Origin of the sequence: Actinophytocola sp., assembly GCF_035712165.1 — a bacterium.
Taxonomy (GTDB): domain Bacteria; phylum Actinomycetota; class Actinomycetes; order Mycobacteriales; family Pseudonocardiaceae; genus DASYTH01.
Genome location: NZ_DASTBH010000485.1, coordinates 19386 through 37469, shown reverse-complemented (window position 1 = coordinate 37469; position 18084 = coordinate 19386). Strand labels below are relative to the sequence as shown.

Sequence of the window (18084 nt, the reverse complement as noted above, 5' to 3'; positions counted from 1 at the left end):
CGCTACCTCCCCCGCGCTTCGGCCAGAATCCGTTCGCGCATCAGGAACTTGCGCACCTTGCCGGTCGGCCCCATGACCACGTCGTCGTCCAGGACCACCTCGATCCGCCGCAGGGTGGCCGAGGCCGCCGGGCCCAGCGCGGCGCGGACCGCCTCGCTCCGGTCGAGCGCGGGATCGGCGCCGGCATGCAGCACCAGCAGCACGTCGGTGACCGGGGGGCCGCCGTCCTGCCCGGCCGCGATCACGCTGCAGTCCCGCACGTCCGGGCAGCGGGTGAGGATGCGTTCCTCGGAAAGCGCCGTGTAGAGCCAGTTCCCGCCGCCGAGGTCGACCGCGTCGCTGGCCCGGTCGACCTGGTAGTAGAAGCCGTCCTCGTCCCGGTACATCAGGTCCCCGGTCAGGTAGTAGCCGTTCAGCCGGGTGCGGAAGGTGGTGGCCGAGTCGTTCCAGTAGCCGAGCGCGAGCGTCGGGGACCGCAGCCCGCACTGACCGACCTGGCCGACCGGAACCTCCTCACCTGTCGTCACGTCCAGCAGGGCCACCTCGGCGAACGGGTACGGCTTGCCGACGCAGCGGTCGTAGCGGTCGCTGCCCAGCCGGTGGGTGACGAAGAACGCGCTGTGGCCCATCTCGGTGGAACCGAGCATGTCGATGAACTTCGAGCCGGGCACGCTGACCACCCCGTCCCGGGTCCAGGCCAGGTGACTGCCGGCCGCGACCAGGCGTCGGACGTGCGCCTCGTGCGCGCAGTCCCCGGTGCTGGACCAGTTGCGCACCGAGCTGACGTCGCGAGTGGACAGGTCGAACCGGGCCAGTTCGGACCAGGTCACCGCGAACCCGAAGACGGCGGTCGGCCGCCACCGCTCGATGGCGTCCAGGATCACCTCGCCGCTGCGCTGGAACGGTCCGCCCTGGCCGGACACACAGAGGATCTGGTAGCCGTTGCACAGCGCCTGGTTCAGCACGATGATGCCGGCGGCGTGCGCGGCGGGCAGCGCCGACAGTTCGCGTACCTCGCCGTACGGGCGGGCCTCGGTGAGCCGCACCGCGCGGATCGCGGCGAACAGGCTGTGGTGCGAGTGGACCACCGCGGCGGGCGTGCGGGTGGTGCCGGAGGAGTGCGTGATCGTCACCGGGTCGTCGCCGTGGTGCCGGAAGTGCGGCGGCGCCAGTTCCGGATCGCCGGTGCCGGTCTCGGCGGCCTCGAAGACCGGTACGCCGAGATCATGCCCGGTGAGTTCGGCATGGTCGGCGTCGATCACCGCCCCGGTCCCGCGCAGTCTCCGGATGAACTCCGCGGCCACCTCGATCGGCATGTTTCCGTTCATCAGCGCCGGAATCGCGCCCAGCCAGGTGAGCGCGAAGAAGTTGAGGAACACGTCGGCCGCCGAGGTGGTGTACACCGCGACCGGGTCGCGCCGCCGGACTCCCTTGCGGACGAACCATTCCGCCCGCGCCGCCACCCGCTCGGTCAGCATGCGCAGGGACAGCGGTGTCCACGCGGCGATCCCGTCCACATCGACGTCGAAGGTCACCCTCGGCGAGTCCGGATCGACGCCGTGCTCGGCCAGCATCGGCAGCACGTTGCCGGCACCGACCCGCATGTCCCCGGCCAGCGCGGCCCGCAGCTTGCCCATACTCATGAGACCTCCCGGTTGAACAGATGAGCCGACCAGGCGACGCTCACCGCGCAGGCCGTGAACGCGATCAGCGTGCCCTGCCAGACGGCCGGATCGGTGATGTTGCCGGCGAACAGGGCGCGCAGGCCGTCGGTCGCCCAGGCGAACGGGTTCCACAGCGCCACGTCCTGGACCCACAGCGGCGCGAGCGTGAGCGGGATCAGCACGCCGGCCAGCAGCGACACCGGCTGACCCACCGTGTTGATCAGCACGCCGAGGCTGTTGTCGTTGCGCACCAGCAGGGCGATGTCGTAGGAGACCGACGTGCTCAGCAGCACCACCATGGCCAGCAACAGGTACGCGAGCAGCAGGTGACCCGGGTTCACCCGCAGGCCGAACGGCAGGGCCGCGATCGTGATCACGATCGCCTGCACCTCGATCAGCGCCACGTGCGTCAGCGCCCGGCCGAGCAGCAGGCCGGTGCGGCTGACCGGGGTCACCCGGCAGCGGTCGATGACGCCCGCCCGTAACGAGCTCAGCAGGCCGTAACCCGAGAACAGGCCGCCGAACAGGCCCATCGCCACGAACAGCCCGGGCACGTAGACCTGGTAGGCCTCGGCGTAGGTCTCCACGCCCTGGTTGGCCATGGCGACCTTGAGGAACGGCGCGAACAGGATCAGATAGGCGATCGGCTGAGCCAGGGTGAGCGCCACCAGCGCCGGATTGCGCACCATCCACCCGGCCTCGTGCTGGAAGATCAGCCAGGTGTCGCGGAGTGCCCTCATGCCACGCATGCCGCTACTCGTCCAGGGTCCGGCCGGTCTTGGCCAGGAACACGTCGTCGAGACTGGGCCGGCGGGACTCGATCGCGCCCGGCTCGATCCCGGCCGCGATGAGCGCGCGGATGACCAACGGGATCGCGGTCGCGGCACTGTCCACGTAGAGCCGCAGCGTGGTGTCCACCGTCTCCTGGCTGTGCACGTAGGGCTGCACGGTCAGCACCTCGGCGGCGGCGCGCAGGGCGGCCTCGCCGACCACACCCGCGGTGTCCGGCGCGGCAAGGTCCACCACGACCACATCCCCGGAGATCTCCCGCTTGAGCGCCGACGGCGTGCCCTCGGCGACGATCAGTCCCTTGTCGATGATCGAGATCCGGTCGCACAGGGCGTCCGCCTCGTCGAGGTAGTGCGTGGTGAGGAAGATCGTCATACCCTCCTCGCGCAGCCGCCGCACCTCCCGCCACATGCGCGCCCGGCTCGGCGGATCGAGCCCCGCGGTCGGTTCGTCCAGGAACATGACCGTGGGCCCGTGAATCACCCCCAGCGCGACGTCGAGCCGCCGGCGCTGCCCGCCGGAGCAGGTGTGGATGCGGCGGTCGACGAACTCGGTGAGGTCGAAGGCCGCGATCGCCTTCTCCGCCAGGGCCACGGCTTTCGTCTTGGGCAGACCGTACATCCGGGCCTGCAGCACCAGTTCGCGGCGGCCGGTGGCCTCGTCGTAGGTGCCACCGGTCTGGGCGACGAACCCGATGACGTCCCGGACCCGCGCCGGCGCGCGCACCAGATCGGCGCCCCCGATGGTGGCCTGCCCGCCGTCCGGCCGAATCAGCGTCGCCAGCATTCGCAGCGTGGTCGACTTACCCGCGCCGTTGGGTCCAAGAAAACCGAAAATTTCGCCGGTCCGCACAGCGAAGTCCACACCGCGCACCGCTTCGACCGGTTTGGCCTTCCGGCCACGGGCCCGGTAGGTCTTTCGCAAGCCCGTAGCCTCTATCATCAGGGCTTTTGGTGCGGAGACGGCGGCTGGGCCCGGTTCGGCGGCGGCGTAAATCGGCAACGGCGGTCGCGGACTCACCAGGTGAGGCTAATTTGGTCCGGCCCCTGATGACAATCATGCATTTGGTCGTGATTCATTCGGACCGAGCCGGCCGTCGAGTTCGTCGCCGATCCGCGCGACCGGTTCCGGCAGCAGCATGTGCTCGTGTTTGCAGTCCACCTCGACGACGTCGATCGGGCCGTCGTAGTACGGCCGCCAGGTGGCGAGCTTCGCGTCGGTGTCCGGGTCGATCCGGGTCGCGGCGAAGAACAGCATCGGCGCGCGGACCCGGCCGGGCCGGTGCCGCTGGGCGATCGCGATGTTGTTCCTGATCACCCTCGGCAGCGCCAGGATCCGGCGGTCCGGCCACTCGTCGAGGCCGAGGCCGGGCCGCGCCCGGATCAGCTCGAGCATGCGTGCCACCGGTTCGGGTTCGTCCGGCTCGATCGTCGGCTGGTAGCCGAACTCCCGGAGCACGAAGTCGCAGAGCAGCCAGGTGTTGTCGTCCGCAGGGCTGATGCTGTGCGGCAGCAGCGGCGTCGCGTCCCCGATGGCGAGCAGCCCGACCTCGTGGCCGCGCCGCTCGAGTTCCTCGGCGATCGCGTAGGCCATGTTCCCGCCGAGGGACCAGCCGAACAGGTGGTACGGGCCGTGTGGCCGGGTGATCCGGATCTGGTCGGCGAAGTCGCGGGCCAGTTCGGCCATGTCGACCGGCAGCGGCTCCGGCCGGCGCAACCCCCGCGACTGCATGGCGTAGACCGGGTGATCGGGCCCGATGTGCGGCAGCAGCGCCAGATAGCACCAGCTCACGCCGACCAGCGGCGGCGGGCAGAACAGCGCCGGCCCGTCGCCACCCTCCCGAAGTGGCAGCACCAGGTCGAGAATTCCGCCGGCCACGCGGACATTGGCGCGCCGCTGCCGGGCCCACGCGAAATCCTCGCCGGTCGGCAGCGCCATCAGCCTGGGTTCGTCCACCCGGCCATCCTCGCGGTCGGGGGCGGCTGCGCGACAGTCGCGAGCGCCACGAGTTCGGCGGCGGCCGCGGCCGCGCCCCCGGCGGCGGCGAACTCGGCGGCGATCCGCTTGGCGTGGTGCCGGTAGCCCGGTTCGTCCAGCACGGCCCGCAGCGCGGCGGCGATCCCGTCCGGCCCCACCTCGGCCATCGGAATCTCGATCCCGGCGCCCGACGCGGCGACCTGGTGGGCCAGGGCCACCTGCTCGGCCCGCACCGGCGCCACCACCAGGGGAACACCGCAGGCGAGCGCCTCGTTGACCACTCCCCCGGCGTGGCACACCACCGCGTCCAGCCGGGGCATCAGGTCCAGCATCGGCACCAGCGGGGCGGCGATCACGTTGTCCGGCCACGGGCTTTCGGCGACCCCGGAGGTGACGAACACCGCCTGCACCTCGCCGGCCATGGGCGCGAGCGCCGCCGCCGTCCGTTCGTAGAAGTCCCCGATCATGTGCCCGACGATGGTGCCGACCGTCACCAGCACGTGCCGCCGGTCCGGATCCCAGGCGTGCCAGGGAAAATCCGGGGCGTTCGGGCGCGGACCGGTGGCCGCGCCGGTGAGCACGCAGCGGTCCGGCAGTTCGGCGTCGCCGGTCAGGCCACGGGTGGTCAGGGCGATCACCAGGTGCGGCGAGAACCTGGGGTCGATCGGGTCGCCGGCCAGGCCCGCCATCGCCACCGCCTTGGCCACCCGCTCGGCCACGAAGTCCGCGAACTCCGGAAGTTCCGGCGGCGGGGTGAGCTCGAGGGTCCCGGTGCACAGCGTCGCCCACGGCACGCCGCGCCGGTGCGCCACCAACGCGCCGGCCAGCGCGTACTGCTCGGTCACGATGACGTCCGGCCGGTGCTCGGTCACCGCGGCGTCGACGGGGCCGAGGATGAACCGGCTGAACGGGATCAGGTAGCCGTCCCAGAGCGCCCGCAGCCCCGCCATGCCGGTCTCGTCGTAGCGGCGGAACGTGCGCAGGCCGGTCGGGTGAATCGTCGCGTCCGAACCGACCATCGGTCGCAGCACCGACTCCGGACCGCACCAGACCACCTCGTGTCCACTGTGGACAAGCTGCTGCCCGATGGCGAGCATGGGATAGAGATGACCCGGCAGCGGCAGCACCACGAGCAGGAACCGCGACATCGGGCAATGATGGCACGCGTTGACGGTGGCCGGAACCGCGTGGTGAGATCTCGCGATATGACCGCCCTGGACGCGGTGTCGGTGTACACGCCGGCTTTCCGTGTGCCCATTGAGAACCTGGCGGATCCGCTCGGCCTGACCGACATGCAGGTCAGGCTGTTCCGCCGGTTCCACGGACTGGGCGAGATCCGGTTCGACCCGGACCGGTCGCTGGCCGATCTGCTGCGCACCGCCGCCACCGGGATCGACGAGCTGCGCGGCCGGGAGCACCGGGTCCGGTACGTGGTCTACGGCCGGGCGATGCCGGTCGTCGTGCCGTATCCGCGAAACCCGCTGCACGAGGTCTGCGGTGAGCTGGGGCTGGGCCACGCGCTGACGTTCACCGTGACCCAGCAGAGCTGCGCCAGCGGACTGCTGGCGGTCCAGCTCGCCGGCCGGTTGCTGGCCGGGGATCCTGCCGATGGAGCCCTCGCGCTCGTCCTAACGGGCGAGAAGGCCTTCACCCGCGATGCCCGGTTGCTGCCCGGCACCTCGATCTTCGGCGAGGGCTCGGCCGCGTGTCTGGTGAGCGCCACCGGAAAGCGCGACCGGCTGCTTTCCTACGCCTGCGACCAGCGCGGCGAGTTCGACGCCGAGCTCGGCGAGCCCAACGAGCGGTTCCAGCGCGAGTACCGCCCGGCGCTGGCCGAGGTGATCCGGCGGGCGGTCGCCGATGCCGGCCTGACACTTGACGACATTCGGCTGGTTCTGCCGCACAATGTGAACATCGTGACCTGGCAGCGTTTGTGCCTGCTGCTCGATTTCCCGGTGGAGCGCGTGATGCTGTCGAACGTGCCGATCAACGGCCATCTGTTCTGCGCCGACGCGTTTGCCAATTACCAGACCGCCCGGGAGCGCGGGCTGCTGTGCGAGGGTGACCGTTACCTCGTCGCGGCCGTCGGCGCCGGGGCCGGGGCGACGTTCGCCGCCATGGTGTTCCAGCACTGATACCGCACGTCCAAGGAGGCCAGGATGACCGCGCCCGATGCCGAGCTCGACACCGTCGATGCCGAGTTACGGCAACGCGTCGTCGATGTCATGTCGACGGTGTTGCAGCGGCTGCTCGAGCGCGAGGCGCCGGTGACCGAGGACATGCACCTGGCCGACGAGCTCGGTCTCAGCTCGTCGCTGGGCCTGGAGTTGCTGCTGGAGCTGGAGGAAGGGCTCGGGATCCAGATCGACGTGGAGACCATGAACCCGGACGAACTGCAGACCGTGGGCGAGTTGGCCACGTTCATCGCCGGGCACAGCCGGCCCTGGTAACCCGGGATGCGCCTGATCCGGATCGAGCGCAGAACGTTCACCGCGCCGGCCGTGTTCCTCGCCGACGACGGGCAGCGCGCCGAAGTGGACGCCTACTTCGCGGACCTGACCCGACCGTTCGGCACCGAGCCGCACCGGGTCCGGTCCGGCCAGTCCTACGGGGAGATGGCCAGGGAGCTTCTCGCCGCGGTCGCGCCCGCGGAGCCGGTCGACCTGCTGGTGCTGGCGTTCTCGATCCACGACCTGTGGCCGGGCCGGGCGACCGCGACCTACCTCAGCCGGCTCTGTCCGGGCACACCGCTGTCGTTCGCCGTCTGCGACCAGGGCAGCGCGGCGCCGTTCACCGGGCTCCGGATCATCCGTGACTACGGCGCGCCGCGCGCCCTGCTGATCGTCGTGGAGCAGGCGACGCTGCCCTACGACTCGACCGCGCCGACGCCGGCCGAGCATCGCGGGGTCGCCATGCTGTTCGGCGCGATCGGCGGCCCGCGGGTCACGGGCCTGCGCCAGCACCCGGCCGTGGCTCCGGAGGCCGTTGCCGGGCAGGCGGACCGCGACGTCACCGAACTGGCCGCCGGCAGCGACGGCGTGCGGGTCGTGCGCTCCGACGCGCTCGCCGCGGCGTGGACCGGTCACCCGGACCACACGACGGTCCCGGCCGGGCAGCCGACAACGGGAGTGTGGTGGCACCTGGCCGACGCGCTCACCGGCTCGGCGGGCCTGGTGGTGGCCGCCGACTACGACCCCGACCTGCGCTATCTCTGCCTGGCCGGGATCGAGGTGCGATAGCCCGCCGTCATGGACGAAGGAGAGGTGTTCCGGTGATTCCGCTTTTCAAGGTGGCGATGTCGAAATCCGCGCCGGCGCTGCTGGAGCAGGTCCTGCTGAGCGGCTTCATCGGGCAGGGACAGAAGGTCGACGAGTTCGAGCGCGCCCTCGCCGTCCGGATCGGACACGCCAACGTGTCCACGGTGAACAGCGCCACCTCGGGGCTGCACCTCGCCCTGCACCTGGTGACCGGTGGCGGCAAGGATGGCGGCGAGGTGCTGACCACCCCCATGACGTGCAGTGCCACCAACTGGCCGATCCTGGCCAACGGCCTGCGCATCCGGTGGGTGGACGTCGATCCGGCCACCCTCAACATCGATCTGGACGACCTGGCCCGCAAGATCACTCCGACCACGAAGGCCATCGTCCTCGTGCACTGGGCCGGATATCCGGTGGATCTCGAACGGCTGCGCAAGATCCTCGACCGGGCCGAGCAGACCCATGGCGTCCGGCCGATGGTGATCGAGGACTGCGCGCACGCCTGGGGCGCGACCTTCCAGGGCCGGCCGCTGGGCAACCACGGCAACATCGCGGTGTTCAGTTTCCAGGCCATCAAGCACCTCACCTGTGGCGACGGCGGCCTCATGGTGCTGCCCAACGACGAACTGCAGCGCCGCACCCGGTTGTTGCGCTGGTACGGAATCGACCGGGACAGCAACGTCCGGTTCACGTTCAAGAACGACATCGCCGAGTTCGGCTTCAAGTTCCACATGAACGACATCAACGCGAGCATCGGTCTGGCCAACCTGGAGCAGGCCGACGAGAACCTGCGCGCGCACCGGCGCAACGCCGCCCACTACGACGCCGAACTGAGCGATGTCCCCGGTCTCGAACTGACCGAGCGCTCCGCGGACCGGGAACCCTCGTTCTGGATCTACACCATCAAGGTCGAGGACCGGGACGGGTTCATGCGCAAGATGGACGACGCCGGGGTGATGGTCAGCCAGGTGCACGAACGCAACGACGTCTACAGCTGCGTCCGCGAGTTCGCCTCGCTGCTACCCGGACTGGACAGCGTCAGCGAGCGCATGGTGTCCATCCCGGTCGGCTGGTGGCTCTCCGAGGAGGACCGCGCCCACATCGTGGCGACCATCAGGTCAGGCTGGTGAGGTGGCTTCGGAGGAAGGCGCACAACCGGTCGTTGGTCTCGTCCGAACCGACGGTGATCCGCACGCCCCGGCCGTCGAGCGCCGCCACCAGAATTCCGGCCGCCCGGGCCGACTCGGCGAACGGGGTAGCCCGCTCCCCCAACGGCAGCCAGAGAAAGTTCGTCTGACTGGGCGCCACGGTTAGGCCGAGACCACGAAGTTCGGCGGCGAGCCGGTCGCGGGAGGCCACCAGCGTGGCGCAGCGCCGCTCCAACTCGGCGGTCACGTCCGGTTCGAGCGCGCGCAGCGCCGCGGCCTGGCCGAGCGCGCCGGGAAAGAACACCGCGCCGGCCATCCGCACCGGGCCGGCGAGCGCCGGCGGCACCACCGCGTACCCGATCCGCAGTGCCGCCAGACCGTACGCCTTGGAAAAGGTGCGCAGCACCACCACGTTCGGGTAGGCGTGGTAGAGGTCCAGCGCGTTCGGCACGTCCGGGTCGGTGACGAACTCCCGGTAGGCCTCGTCGATGACGACCGGAACGTCGGCCGGAACCCGGTCGAGGAACGCGGAAAGCTCCGCCCGGTGCAGCACCGCGCCGGTCGGGTTGTTGGGGTTGCAGATCAGCACACACCTGGTGGTGCCGGTCACGGCCGCGGCCATCGCCGCGAGGTCGTGCCGGTAACCGTCCATCGGCACCGGGACACCCTGTGCGCCGGCGTTGCCGATGATCAGCGGGTAGCCCTCGAACGACAGCGCGGCGTGCACGACGTGCGGCCGGGGGCCGAACGCCTGCACCAGATGCTGGCAGAGCCCCGCCGAGCCCGGGCCGACCAGGATCGCCTCCGGTCCGACGCCCAGCCGCCCGGCCAGGCCCGCGGTCAGTGCGGCGGCGGTCCGGTCCGGGTACCGGTTGAGCCGTGCCGCGCCCTGTTCGACGACCCGGCGCAGAGTCGGCAGCGGCGGGAACGGCGTCTCGTTCATCGACAGGTCGGTCGACTCGTCGGTCTCCACGGCGGTCATCGGGCCTCGCTCCGGTCCGTAGCGGTGACGGGTGGGGTGTTGGCGTGCCGGTCGACCAGCAACCCCAACTGGTACAGGCGGTCGACGAGGGTCAGCGGCCGCACGTCGGTTCCGGACAGGTTGCCGGCGGTCTGCCGGAGCAGCCGCGGGTTCGCCGCGGTCCGGCGCATCATCCGCGCGCCGAGCAGTTTCGGCGCCCCGGACAAGGCGGTAATCATGCGCGCGGCGTTGTGGCTGACCGTCGCGATGTGGTCGAGCCGCGGCCGGCGGTCCGCCTCGTACGCCTCAAGCGAATTGTCCACAGTGGACTCACTGGTCACCGCCCCGGCCAGGGTCTCGGCGTCGCGGAGCGAACTGTTGACGCCCTGCGCGGCCATCGGATGCACGGCGTGCGCGGACTCGCCGACCAGCGCCAGGCCCGGCGCGGACAGCCGGTCGGCGCGCAGCCGGTACACCGCGAACAGCTGCCGGCGGCGCAGGCTGGCCCGCACGGCCGAACCCAGGGGCGCGATCGCCGGCACGTCGGCGAGCAGCGCGTCGCACCACGGGTTCAGATCGGCCATTCCGGACGCCCGGAACTCGTCCGGTCGCACCTGGACGTAGAGCCGGCAACGGTTTCCCGGCAGTGGGTACACCAGGCACAGCCCCCGGGCGGTGCGGTAGGCCGCGAGCTCGGCGGCCACGTCCACGCCCTCGACGTCGAGCGCGAGCAGCCGGTGCGGGTACTCCTGACGGTCCACACCGACCCCGGCCGCCTTGCGCAGCGGGGACGACATGCCGTCCGCGGCGACCACCAGGCCGGCCCTGATCTCGGTGCCGCCGGCACCGGCCCCGTCGCCGACCGTGTGCACACCGGACACCCGGCCGGCGCCGTCCCGCAGCGCGCCGGTGACCCGTACGCCCCGCAGGATCTCCACCGTGCCGGGCATTCCACCGGCCAGCACGTTACGCAGATCGGCGTACTCGGCGCAGAGCACCTGCCGGTACGGGCCGGGCAGTTGGCCGTAGTCGATGGACAGCAACGGTTCTCCGTGCGGGTCCCGGATCGCCAGGCGCTCGACCGGGCGGGCCCCGGTGGCGCGCAACGCCTCCAGCACGCCCCACTCGTCGAGGATCCGGACCGACTCCGGCTGCAGGATCTCGCCCTTCGCCACCGGGGTCGGCGTGCGCTGGCGGTCCAGCACGAGCACGGTCCGCCCGGTCGCGCCGAGCGCGCGCGCCGCGGCCAGTCCGGCGGCGCCGGCGCCGGAGACGACGACGTCGACCGAGTCCGGGATGGTGGTGGTCATCGGGCGACCGCACCGGGAACGTCGGCGGCGCTGCGCGCGGTGGCGGCCCGGTACTCGCCCAGCGCCTTCAACGCCACCGACTGCGTGATCACCGCGTTGGCGTAGTGCATGTAGTGACGGATGTAGTTGCACACCCGGGTCGGTTCCCAGCCGTGGTCCGGCGAAGCGGCCGCCACGAGCCAGCCGACGCCCCGGCCGACGGCCCCGGCGACCTCGGTGCCACCGCCGGCCGCGAGCAGGCCCTGCACGGCCCAGCCGGTCTCCTCGACCGATCCGTCGGTGCCGTCGCCGGGACCCCAGGAGCCGTCCGGAAGCTGGGTGTCGCACAGCCACCGGACCGCCCGGCGCACCACGTCGTGGTGGGCGTGGCCGACCCGGGACAGGGCGCCGACCACCACGGCGGTCCCGGAGGTGTGGTCGCGGTACCAGAGGTTGTCGAAGGTGCCGTCGGGGTTCGGCACGGACAGCAGCCATTCGGCCGCCGCGACGATCGCGGGATGCTCGTCGGCGTGGCCCGACTCGTGCAGCGCGGTGATCGCCTGGCTGGTGATCGCCGGGCACGGCCCGTCGTTGGCGAGCTTGGTGTCGCGCACCCACAGGCTCCACGAGCCCCGGGAGTCCTGCCGGCCGATCAGCCACTCGGCTCCGCCGCGCAGCACCGGATCCGTGCCGGCGTCCGGGAACCCGGCCAGCGCCGCGACGATCTCCGCGGACTCCAGGGTCACCGGCCAGCCGCGCTGGTTGGAGAAGCTCCATCCGCCCGGCGGCACGTCCAGGATCTCGAACGACTCGGTCTTTCGCGTGGCGTGCAGGAAATCCCTGGTCGGGCCGAGCCGGGGGTCGGCGGCGTAGCCGGCCGCGATCAGGCCGGTCGCGGCGTAGCCGGTGCGGGTCAGGTCGAGGTTGGTGACCGCGTCCCAGGCGCCGTCCGGACGAACCGCCCGGCGCAACCAACCGGTGATCGCCTCGGCGATGTCCGGGGCCTCGCCGGACCGGGCCAGGCCGAGCAGCACCAGCGCGGCCGGCCACGGATCTTCGCTCAGCGCACCGGTTTTCCCCTCATGGTCGTAGACCGAACGCACCAACCGCAGTGCGGCCGGTCGGGCGCGGGCCAGCGTGTACCGGCGTAACCGGCTGGCCGGCAACAGATCCGCCTGCATCAGGGCGAGGCCGACGAAGGGCGTGGTGCGGAACGAGACCAGCCGGCGACGCACCCGGTCGACGGCGACGATCTCCAGCGGCAGCCTGCGCAGCGGGCCGGCCTCCTCGGTCATCCCGGCCATGGTGAGGAACTGCCGGCACATCAGGGTGACCGCCCGGTCGGTCACCGTGTCCACCCCGCCGAGCGCGGTGATCCGGGCGCGGCCGGCCTCGATCGCCTCGGCGCTGGCCTCCGGCGCGGTCATCGCCAGCGCCGCGGTCGCGATCGACGTGGGCACGATCTCGCTCGGCGCACCGGCGACGCCGCCCCAGCCGCCGTCCGGGAGCTGGTTGTCGCGCAACCACGCGGTGCCCGCCGCGACCAGGTCGGCCGAGCCGTCCGGATCGGCCGCGTGCAGCGCGGCCACGGTTCCCGCCGTGCCCAGGACCGACGCGGGGGGATCGTCGCCGAACACGCCGTTGTCGCGCTGACGGGCGAACAACGCCTCGGCGCCGCTCTCGATGACCTTCACGACGTCGGCGTCGGACACGGCCTTCATGAGACGTCCTCCACGGGTATTCGACGAAGCGTTGCGGTAGTGCCCAGTTCGTGCCGTGCACGCATGGCGGACTGAGTCCACCAGGTCAGCGCCACGATGGGAATGGCCAATCCGAGTTGGGCGCCGGGCCCGAGCCCCACGCCGACCACCGCGGAGGCGAGCACGACCCGCTCGACGACCAGCACCTCGTGCGCCCGCAGGGCCACGGCGACCGGCAGGTCGCCGCGCCGCCGGAGCAGCGGGGCCAGCGCGGTCACCCCCAGCGCCATGACGATTCCCACCGTGGTCAGGTAAGCCGGCCGGGCGTCCACTTCGACCAGCGCGGCCGCCGCGAACGCGACCACGATCATGGCCGCGTAGAGCCAGAACACGGTCCAGACCGCGAACGGGGTGCCGCGTCGGACCGGCAGCGTGGCGTAGCCGCCTGCCCGGTCACCCGCCACGTCGCGCAGCGTGCCGACCAGGTTGGACATGGTGTCGTGCAACCAGAACAAGGCGGCCAGCACCAGCAACAGGGCAAGTGCCGCGGTCGGCGGCCAGACGCCCACGGCACACGCGCCGTAGATCAGCGCGATCGCGCCGAGCGCGCCCCGGACCAGGTTGCCGGCCAGCCCCCGGGCCTTGAGCCAGCGGCTGTAGGCGACGATCCCGCACACGCCGAGCAGCGCGACCGCCAGGGTCCCCCAGCCCCCGGCCACCGCGAGGGCGACCAGCACGCCGATGCAGAAAGCGCCGCACAGCAAGGCGGTGCGCGGACTCAGCCGGCCGGACGGGATCGGCCGGTGCGGCTTGCCGATGGCATCCAGGTCGCGGTCGAAGTAGTCGCCGAGGTAGTGACCGCCGAGCCAACCCGCGGTCGGCGCCGCCCAGGCCGCGAGCAGCACCCACGGATGCCCGGCGCCGCCGGCCACCGCGGCGCCGCCGAGCCCGACCAGCCCGACGTACCCGAGCGTGTAGGGGCGCCACGTCTCGACATGCGCCCGCAGCACCTCCCCTACTTTCACAGGTTCTGGCTCGTCGTCCACCGCGCGATGCCCGTGAGCACGGTGACGCTCGGGGACGGGCTCAGCACCGCCAACTCGGTGACGGCGCGCTCGACGTGCCCGGCCATCTGGCGGTACGCGCCGGCCACCGCGCCGGTGTTCGCGACGAGATCACGGAGCCAGGCCAGGTCGCGGGGGCCCGCGCCCCGGCGGGCGAGCACCGCGCACAACTCGGCGCGGTCGGCGTCGCCGGCCGCCTGGTAGGCGAGGATCAGCGGCAGCGTCGGGCGCCCGTTGGTCAGGTCGCTCGTGGCGGACTTTCCGGTCTGTTCCGGTGTGGCCACGAAGGAAAGCAGGTCATCCCGGATCTGGAAGGCGATGCCGATGTGCTCCCCGTAGGCGGCGAGCCCGGAGATGGCGTCGGCGTTCCCGCCGCCGAGCGTCGCCCCGATGTGGCACGCGGTCCGAAACAGCGTCCCGGTCTTGCGCCGGATCATCTCCGGGTACCACCGGGCGCCGGCCTCGATGTCGCCTACCAGCTGGGATTCCAGCGTCTGCCCCCGGCACAGGTCCCGTCCGGCCTCGGCCAGCTCGCCGACGGCGGCGATCACCCTGGCCGGCGACGCGACCCAGGGTTCCTCCACAATGGACTCGAAGGCGCCGAAGATCAGGTGGTCGCCGACGACGATGGCGTTCGGCACGCCGTACGCGGCCGGAACCGAGGGCCGGCCGCGCCGCACCGCGTCACCGTCGATGATGTCGTCGTGCACCAGGGTCGCGGCATGCAGATACTCCAGGCCCAGCGCAGCCACCAGGAGATCCGCCGGATTCCCGCCGACCGCCTCCGCGGCGTGCAGCGCCAGCAACGGCCGGAGCAGCTTGCCGGCGGGTAGCAGTGCGTACCGGGTGATCACATCGAGTTCGTCGGTCGTCTCCGGCCAGCGATGACCCAGCTTCGCCCGCAGCAACCGGGCCGACTCGCTGCGGGCGAGGCCTTCGATGAAGGACTGATCCGGCCTGGAAGTGGAATCGGCGACGGCCATTGGGTCCACCCTTCGAGAATGGTGATGTTGCCACCCAAGGCGACCGTACGACGCGCCAATTCCGGTCACAAGCGAGCGATCAGCCGAACTCCATCAACGTCAATCCGGCCGCGCCCCGAAAATTTCGGCGTGGCGCGAGCCCGGCCGCCGCGGCCAGGACCACGTAGTCGTCCAGACCGCGCTCCCGGCCGCCGACCTCGACCAGCATCCGCAGATCGTAGGAGGACAGATGGGGCACATGCGGTTCGGTCGGCAGCACCTCGACGATCAGGATCCGCCCGTCCGGCCCGGCGGCTTCCGCGCACCGGCGCAGGATCGCGGTCGCGTCCCCGTCGTTCCAGTCGGTGAGCGCCCGGGAGATCAGGTAGACGTCGGCGCCCGGCGGCAGCGGCTGGAAGAAGTCCCCGGCCACCAACTCGACCCGGTCGGCGAGCCCGCGGTCGGCGAACCTCCGCGCCGCCGTCGCCACCGGCTCGGCCCGGTCGACCAGAATGCCGCGCAGGTGCGGGTGCGCGGTCAGGAGTTCGGCCAGCAGCGCGCCGGAACCGCCGCCGACGTCGGCGACCGTGCCGATCTCCGGCCACGGATAGCGCGCCGCCACCTCGGGCGCGGTGGTCCGTTGCAGACTCTCCATCAACTCGTCGAAGTGCGCCCGAAACTCCGGCGTGGCATCGAGGTCGGCCCAGAGCTCGCGACCGTGCACGGCGGCGTAACCCGGCCCCCCGGACCGAACGGCGTGCGGCAGGCCGAGGACCGCCAGATCCAGCCGGGCGGCGAGTCCGTCGAGGTCCAGGCGGGTGCCGTAACCGCCGGCGCTGCGGTCGCAGAGCAACTCGCCGACCTCGGTCAGTCCGAACACATCCGGCGACACCTCGACGAACACCCCGCGATGGGCCAGATAGCGCAACAGCCGGCCGAGCGCGTCCCGGTCGGCCGCGCACGCCGTGGCCAGGTCGTCGAGCTTCGTCGTGCCGCCCGCGACCTTCTCCGGTACCCGCAGTGTGACCGCCGTGCGTACGGCCAGCGGGGTCGCGAGGTCGGTGAGCAGGTCGAGTCGCGCGGCCGGATCGCCGGATAGCATCGGAGTAGCCTTCCCGACTCCGCGAGCCGCCGTCAAGGCGTGGACCTTTCCGTTGCCGTGGCACAGAATGGGCCGATGACCAGTGTGACCGCGCCGGAGGTCCGGCTGTCCACGGGCGCCCTCGGCGCGCAGATCCACGGCATCGACCTCAACACGCTCACCGACGACGAGTTCCACCTCATCCACGACCGGTTGCTGCGCCACCAGGTGATCTTCCTGGCCGGGCAGGAGAATCTGACGCCCGAGGCGCACATCGCCTTCGGCCGGCGGTTCGGCGAGGTCGAGCTGCACCCGTATCTGCCCAGGCTGGACGGTCATCCGGAGATCGTGATCATCGACTCGGAGGACGGCGCCAAGGTCGATGTCTGGCACACCGACATGACCTTCCACCAGAGCCCGCCGATCGCCTCGATCCTGCACCTGATCAAGGTTCCGTCCCCCGGCGGCGACACGATGTGGACCAACCAGTGCCTGGTGTACGAGTCGCTGTCGCAGCCCTTGCGCGACCTCCTCGACGGGCTGACCGCGATCCACACGATCCGGGTCGGCAACGAGTACAGCAGCCGGGCCGAGCACCCGGTGGTCCGGGTGCACCCGGAGACCGGGCGCCGCTCCCTGTACGTCAACCGGCTGTTCACCTCGCACATCCCGCAGTTGACCCGGCACGAGAGCGACGCGCTGCTGGAGTACCTGTTCCGGTTCTCCGAGGGCCCCCAGTTCAGCTGCCGGTACCACTGGCGCGCCGGTGACGTCGCCATGTGGGACAACCGGGTGACCATGCACTACGCGGTCAACGACTACAGCGAACCCCGCCGGGGTCAGCGGATCACCATCCTCGGCGACGAGCCCACCGGCAACCCGCCGCGCTGGGAGCACTACGTCGCCCCGCCCGGCCAGCGCTACTGGCCGGACTCGGTGAACGCCGTCGAAGGCTACTGATCCTCCTGCCAGACAACCGGAAACGACACGATGCCGCCGTTGATCCGGTCGTGCCGCCAGGGCAGTTCGTCGATCGGGACCGCCGGGGCCAGCCCGGGCAGCCGGCGCAACAGGGTCGCGGTGGACAGTTCGACCTGCATCTTGGCCAGTGCCGTGCCCAGGCAGAAGTGCGGGCCGTAGCCGAACGCGAGATGCGGCACGGTCGGTTTGCGGTCGATGTCGAACACGTTGGGTTCGGGGAAGATCCGGGGATCGCGGTTACCTACCCACGGAATGGCCATCACGCGTTCACCGGCCCGCATCGCCACCCCGCCGAGCGAGAGGTCCTCGGTCACCACCTGGACCCGGAACATGCTGCTGACCGCGGTGTACCGGAGGATCTCGTCGATCGCCGCGCCGATCTTCTCCGGCTGGCGCAACACCTTCGCCAGCTGCTCGGGATGCAGGAACAAGGCGCGCAACCCGGCGGCGGTGGAGTTGACCTCCAAACCGCCGCGCAGCAGGCCCATCGCCAGCACGGTCAGCTCGTGGTCGGTCAGCCCGTGCTCGTCCTGCCCGTCCAGCCACACCGAGAGCAGATCGTCGCCGGGGGCCGTGCGCCTGGCGGCCAGGTGCGCCGACAGGTACACCCACAGTTCCTTCGCGGCTTCCGTGGAGTTGTAGGTGAGCACCGAGTTGAGGCCGGCGAGCCAGCCGTGGAACCGCTGCCGGTCGGCCGCCGGCACCCCGATCACCTCGCAGATCACGAGCAACGGCAGCGGCGCGATCAGACCGCTGACCAGGTCGGCCGGCCGGGGGCCGGCGACCATGGCGTCGATCAGGTCGTCGATGATCCGCTGCACCCGGGGCCGGTAGCTGTCGATGCGGCGCGCGGTGAACGCCCGGCTGCCCACCCGGCGCACCGCCGAGTGCGCCGGCCCGTCCATGTTCAGATCCCGGGGTTCGTCCCCGCCCGGCCCGGCGCCCGGCGGGAGGCGGGAGAACCGCCGGTCGGACAGGACCGTGCAGCAGTCCGCGTAGGAGAGCACGAGCCAGGCCGGCTGGCCGTCCGGCAACCGCACCCGGCTCACCGGGTTCGACTCGATCATGTCGAGCAGTTCGTCCGGGAGATCGCCCGTGAACGGCGTGAACGGATATTCGCGCAGCTCGGAAACGACGGCCATGGACGGTAAGCCTCCGGCACGAATCCGTGCCACGTCAACGGATTCTCCTGGCTTCGACCGGCGGGTTAG

Annotated in this window: 17 protein-coding genes; 5 read left to right on the top strand and 12 right to left on the bottom strand. The window is 71.4% G+C overall.

Translation table 11 applies throughout. The features are described 5' to 3' along the window. Nucleotides 1-2 precede the first annotated feature (2 nt). The 5 genes from VFO68_RS27515 to VFO68_RS27495 form a co-directional block, all read right to left on the bottom strand. Nucleotides 3-1643, bottom strand: a complete 1641-nt coding sequence (locus tag VFO68_RS27515; RefSeq protein ID WP_325161304.1) for a class I adenylate-forming enzyme family protein — start codon at nt 1641-1643, stop codon at nt 3-5. Continuing rightward, a complete protein-coding gene (locus tag VFO68_RS27510) occupies nt 1640-2404 on the bottom strand; it encodes an ABC transporter permease (protein WP_325161303.1) in 765 nt (254 codons plus the stop codon). The genes VFO68_RS27515 and VFO68_RS27510 overlap by 4 nt, the downstream gene beginning before the upstream one ends. A 13-nt stretch (nt 2405-2417) precedes the next feature. Then, the gene (locus VFO68_RS27505; protein ID WP_325161302.1) at nt 2418-3395 is read right to left on the bottom strand and encodes an ATP-binding cassette domain-containing protein; all 978 of its coding nucleotides are present in this window, start codon (nt 3393-3395) and stop codon (nt 2418-2420) included. A 114-nt stretch (nt 3396-3509) separates the two neighbouring features. Then, a complete protein-coding gene (locus tag VFO68_RS27500; protein ID WP_325161301.1) occupies nt 3510-4409 on the bottom strand; it encodes an alpha/beta fold hydrolase in 900 nt (299 codons plus the stop codon). Continuing rightward, nucleotides 4391-5578, bottom strand: coding sequence for a glycosyltransferase (locus VFO68_RS27495; protein WP_325161300.1), 1188 nt, complete (start codon nt 5576-5578; stop codon nt 4391-4393). Before VFO68_RS27495 ends, VFO68_RS27500 begins: the two co-directional genes overlap by 19 nt. 57 nt (nt 5579-5635) lie before the next feature. Between VFO68_RS27495 and VFO68_RS27490 the strand changes: the two genes are divergently transcribed. The 4 genes from VFO68_RS27490 to VFO68_RS27475 are packed head-to-tail and all read left to right on the top strand — an operon-like array spanning nt 5636 to nt 8817. After that, on the top strand, nt 5636-6565 hold the full coding sequence (locus VFO68_RS27490) for a 3-oxoacyl-[acyl-carrier-protein] synthase III C-terminal domain-containing protein (RefSeq protein WP_325161299.1): 930 nt from the start codon (nt 5636-5638) through the stop codon (nt 6563-6565). A 24-nt stretch (nt 6566-6589) separates the two neighbouring features. Next, nucleotides 6590-6880: a phosphopantetheine-binding protein gene (locus VFO68_RS27485; protein ID WP_325161298.1), complete on the top strand. Its 291-nt coding sequence runs from the start codon at nt 6590-6592 to the stop codon at nt 6878-6880. A gap of 6 nt (nt 6881-6886) precedes the next feature. Next, the gene (locus VFO68_RS27480; protein ID WP_325161297.1) at nt 6887-7669 is read left to right on the top strand and encodes a hypothetical protein; all 783 of its coding nucleotides are present in this window, start codon (nt 6887-6889) and stop codon (nt 7667-7669) included. 32 nt (nt 7670-7701) lie between these two features. Continuing rightward, the gene (locus VFO68_RS27475) at nt 7702-8817 is read left to right on the top strand and encodes a DegT/DnrJ/EryC1/StrS family aminotransferase (protein ID WP_325161296.1); all 1116 of its coding nucleotides are present in this window, start codon (nt 7702-7704) and stop codon (nt 8815-8817) included. On the opposite strand, the gene VFO68_RS27470 is transcribed toward VFO68_RS27475, so the two are convergent. The 6 genes from VFO68_RS27470 to VFO68_RS27445 form a co-directional block, all read right to left on the bottom strand. Further along, nucleotides 8801-9817 (bottom strand): aminotransferase class I/II-fold pyridoxal phosphate-dependent enzyme, encoded by a 1017-nt coding sequence (locus tag VFO68_RS27470; RefSeq protein WP_325161295.1) that lies wholly within the window; start codon nt 9815-9817, stop codon nt 8801-8803. The two genes, VFO68_RS27475 and VFO68_RS27470, sit on opposite strands and share 17 nt — an antisense overlap. Next, nucleotides 9814-11106, bottom strand: a complete 1293-nt coding sequence (locus VFO68_RS27465) for an NAD(P)/FAD-dependent oxidoreductase (RefSeq protein ID WP_325161294.1) — start codon at nt 11104-11106, stop codon at nt 9814-9816. The genes VFO68_RS27470 and VFO68_RS27465 overlap by 4 nt, the downstream gene beginning before the upstream one ends. Continuing rightward, nucleotides 11103-12806: a prenyltransferase/squalene oxidase repeat-containing protein gene (locus VFO68_RS27460; RefSeq protein WP_325161293.1), complete on the bottom strand. Its 1704-nt coding sequence runs from the start codon at nt 12804-12806 to the stop codon at nt 11103-11105. Before VFO68_RS27460 ends, VFO68_RS27465 begins: the two co-directional genes overlap by 4 nt. Further along, nucleotides 12803-13795 (bottom strand): UbiA family prenyltransferase, encoded by a 993-nt coding sequence (locus VFO68_RS27455; RefSeq protein WP_325161292.1) that lies wholly within the window; start codon nt 13793-13795, stop codon nt 12803-12805. The genes VFO68_RS27460 and VFO68_RS27455 overlap by 4 nt, the downstream gene beginning before the upstream one ends. A gap of 11 nt (nt 13796-13806) precedes the next feature. Continuing rightward, complete coding sequence (locus VFO68_RS27450; RefSeq protein WP_325161291.1) at nt 13807-14832, bottom strand: polyprenyl synthetase family protein; 1026 nt, start codon at nt 14830-14832, stop codon at nt 13807-13809. 79 nt (nt 14833-14911) lie between these two features. Further along, complete coding sequence (locus VFO68_RS27445) at nt 14912-15913, bottom strand: methyltransferase (RefSeq protein ID WP_325161290.1); 1002 nt, start codon at nt 15911-15913, stop codon at nt 14912-14914. A 75-nt stretch (nt 15914-15988) separates the two neighbouring features. Between VFO68_RS27445 and VFO68_RS27440 the strand changes: the two genes are divergently transcribed. After that, nucleotides 15989-16852 carry a TauD/TfdA dioxygenase family protein gene (locus VFO68_RS27440; protein WP_325161289.1) on the top strand — a complete coding sequence of 288 codons (864 nt, stop codon included), beginning with the start codon at nt 15989-15991 and terminating at the stop codon, nt 16850-16852. On the opposite strand, the gene VFO68_RS27435 is transcribed toward VFO68_RS27440, so the two are convergent. Next, nucleotides 16846-18015 carry a cytochrome P450 gene (locus VFO68_RS27435; RefSeq protein ID WP_325161288.1) on the bottom strand — a complete coding sequence of 390 codons (1170 nt, stop codon included), beginning with the start codon at nt 18013-18015 and terminating at the stop codon, nt 16846-16848. The genes VFO68_RS27440 and VFO68_RS27435 overlap by 7 nt on opposite strands. Nucleotides 18016-18084 lie beyond the last annotated feature (69 nt).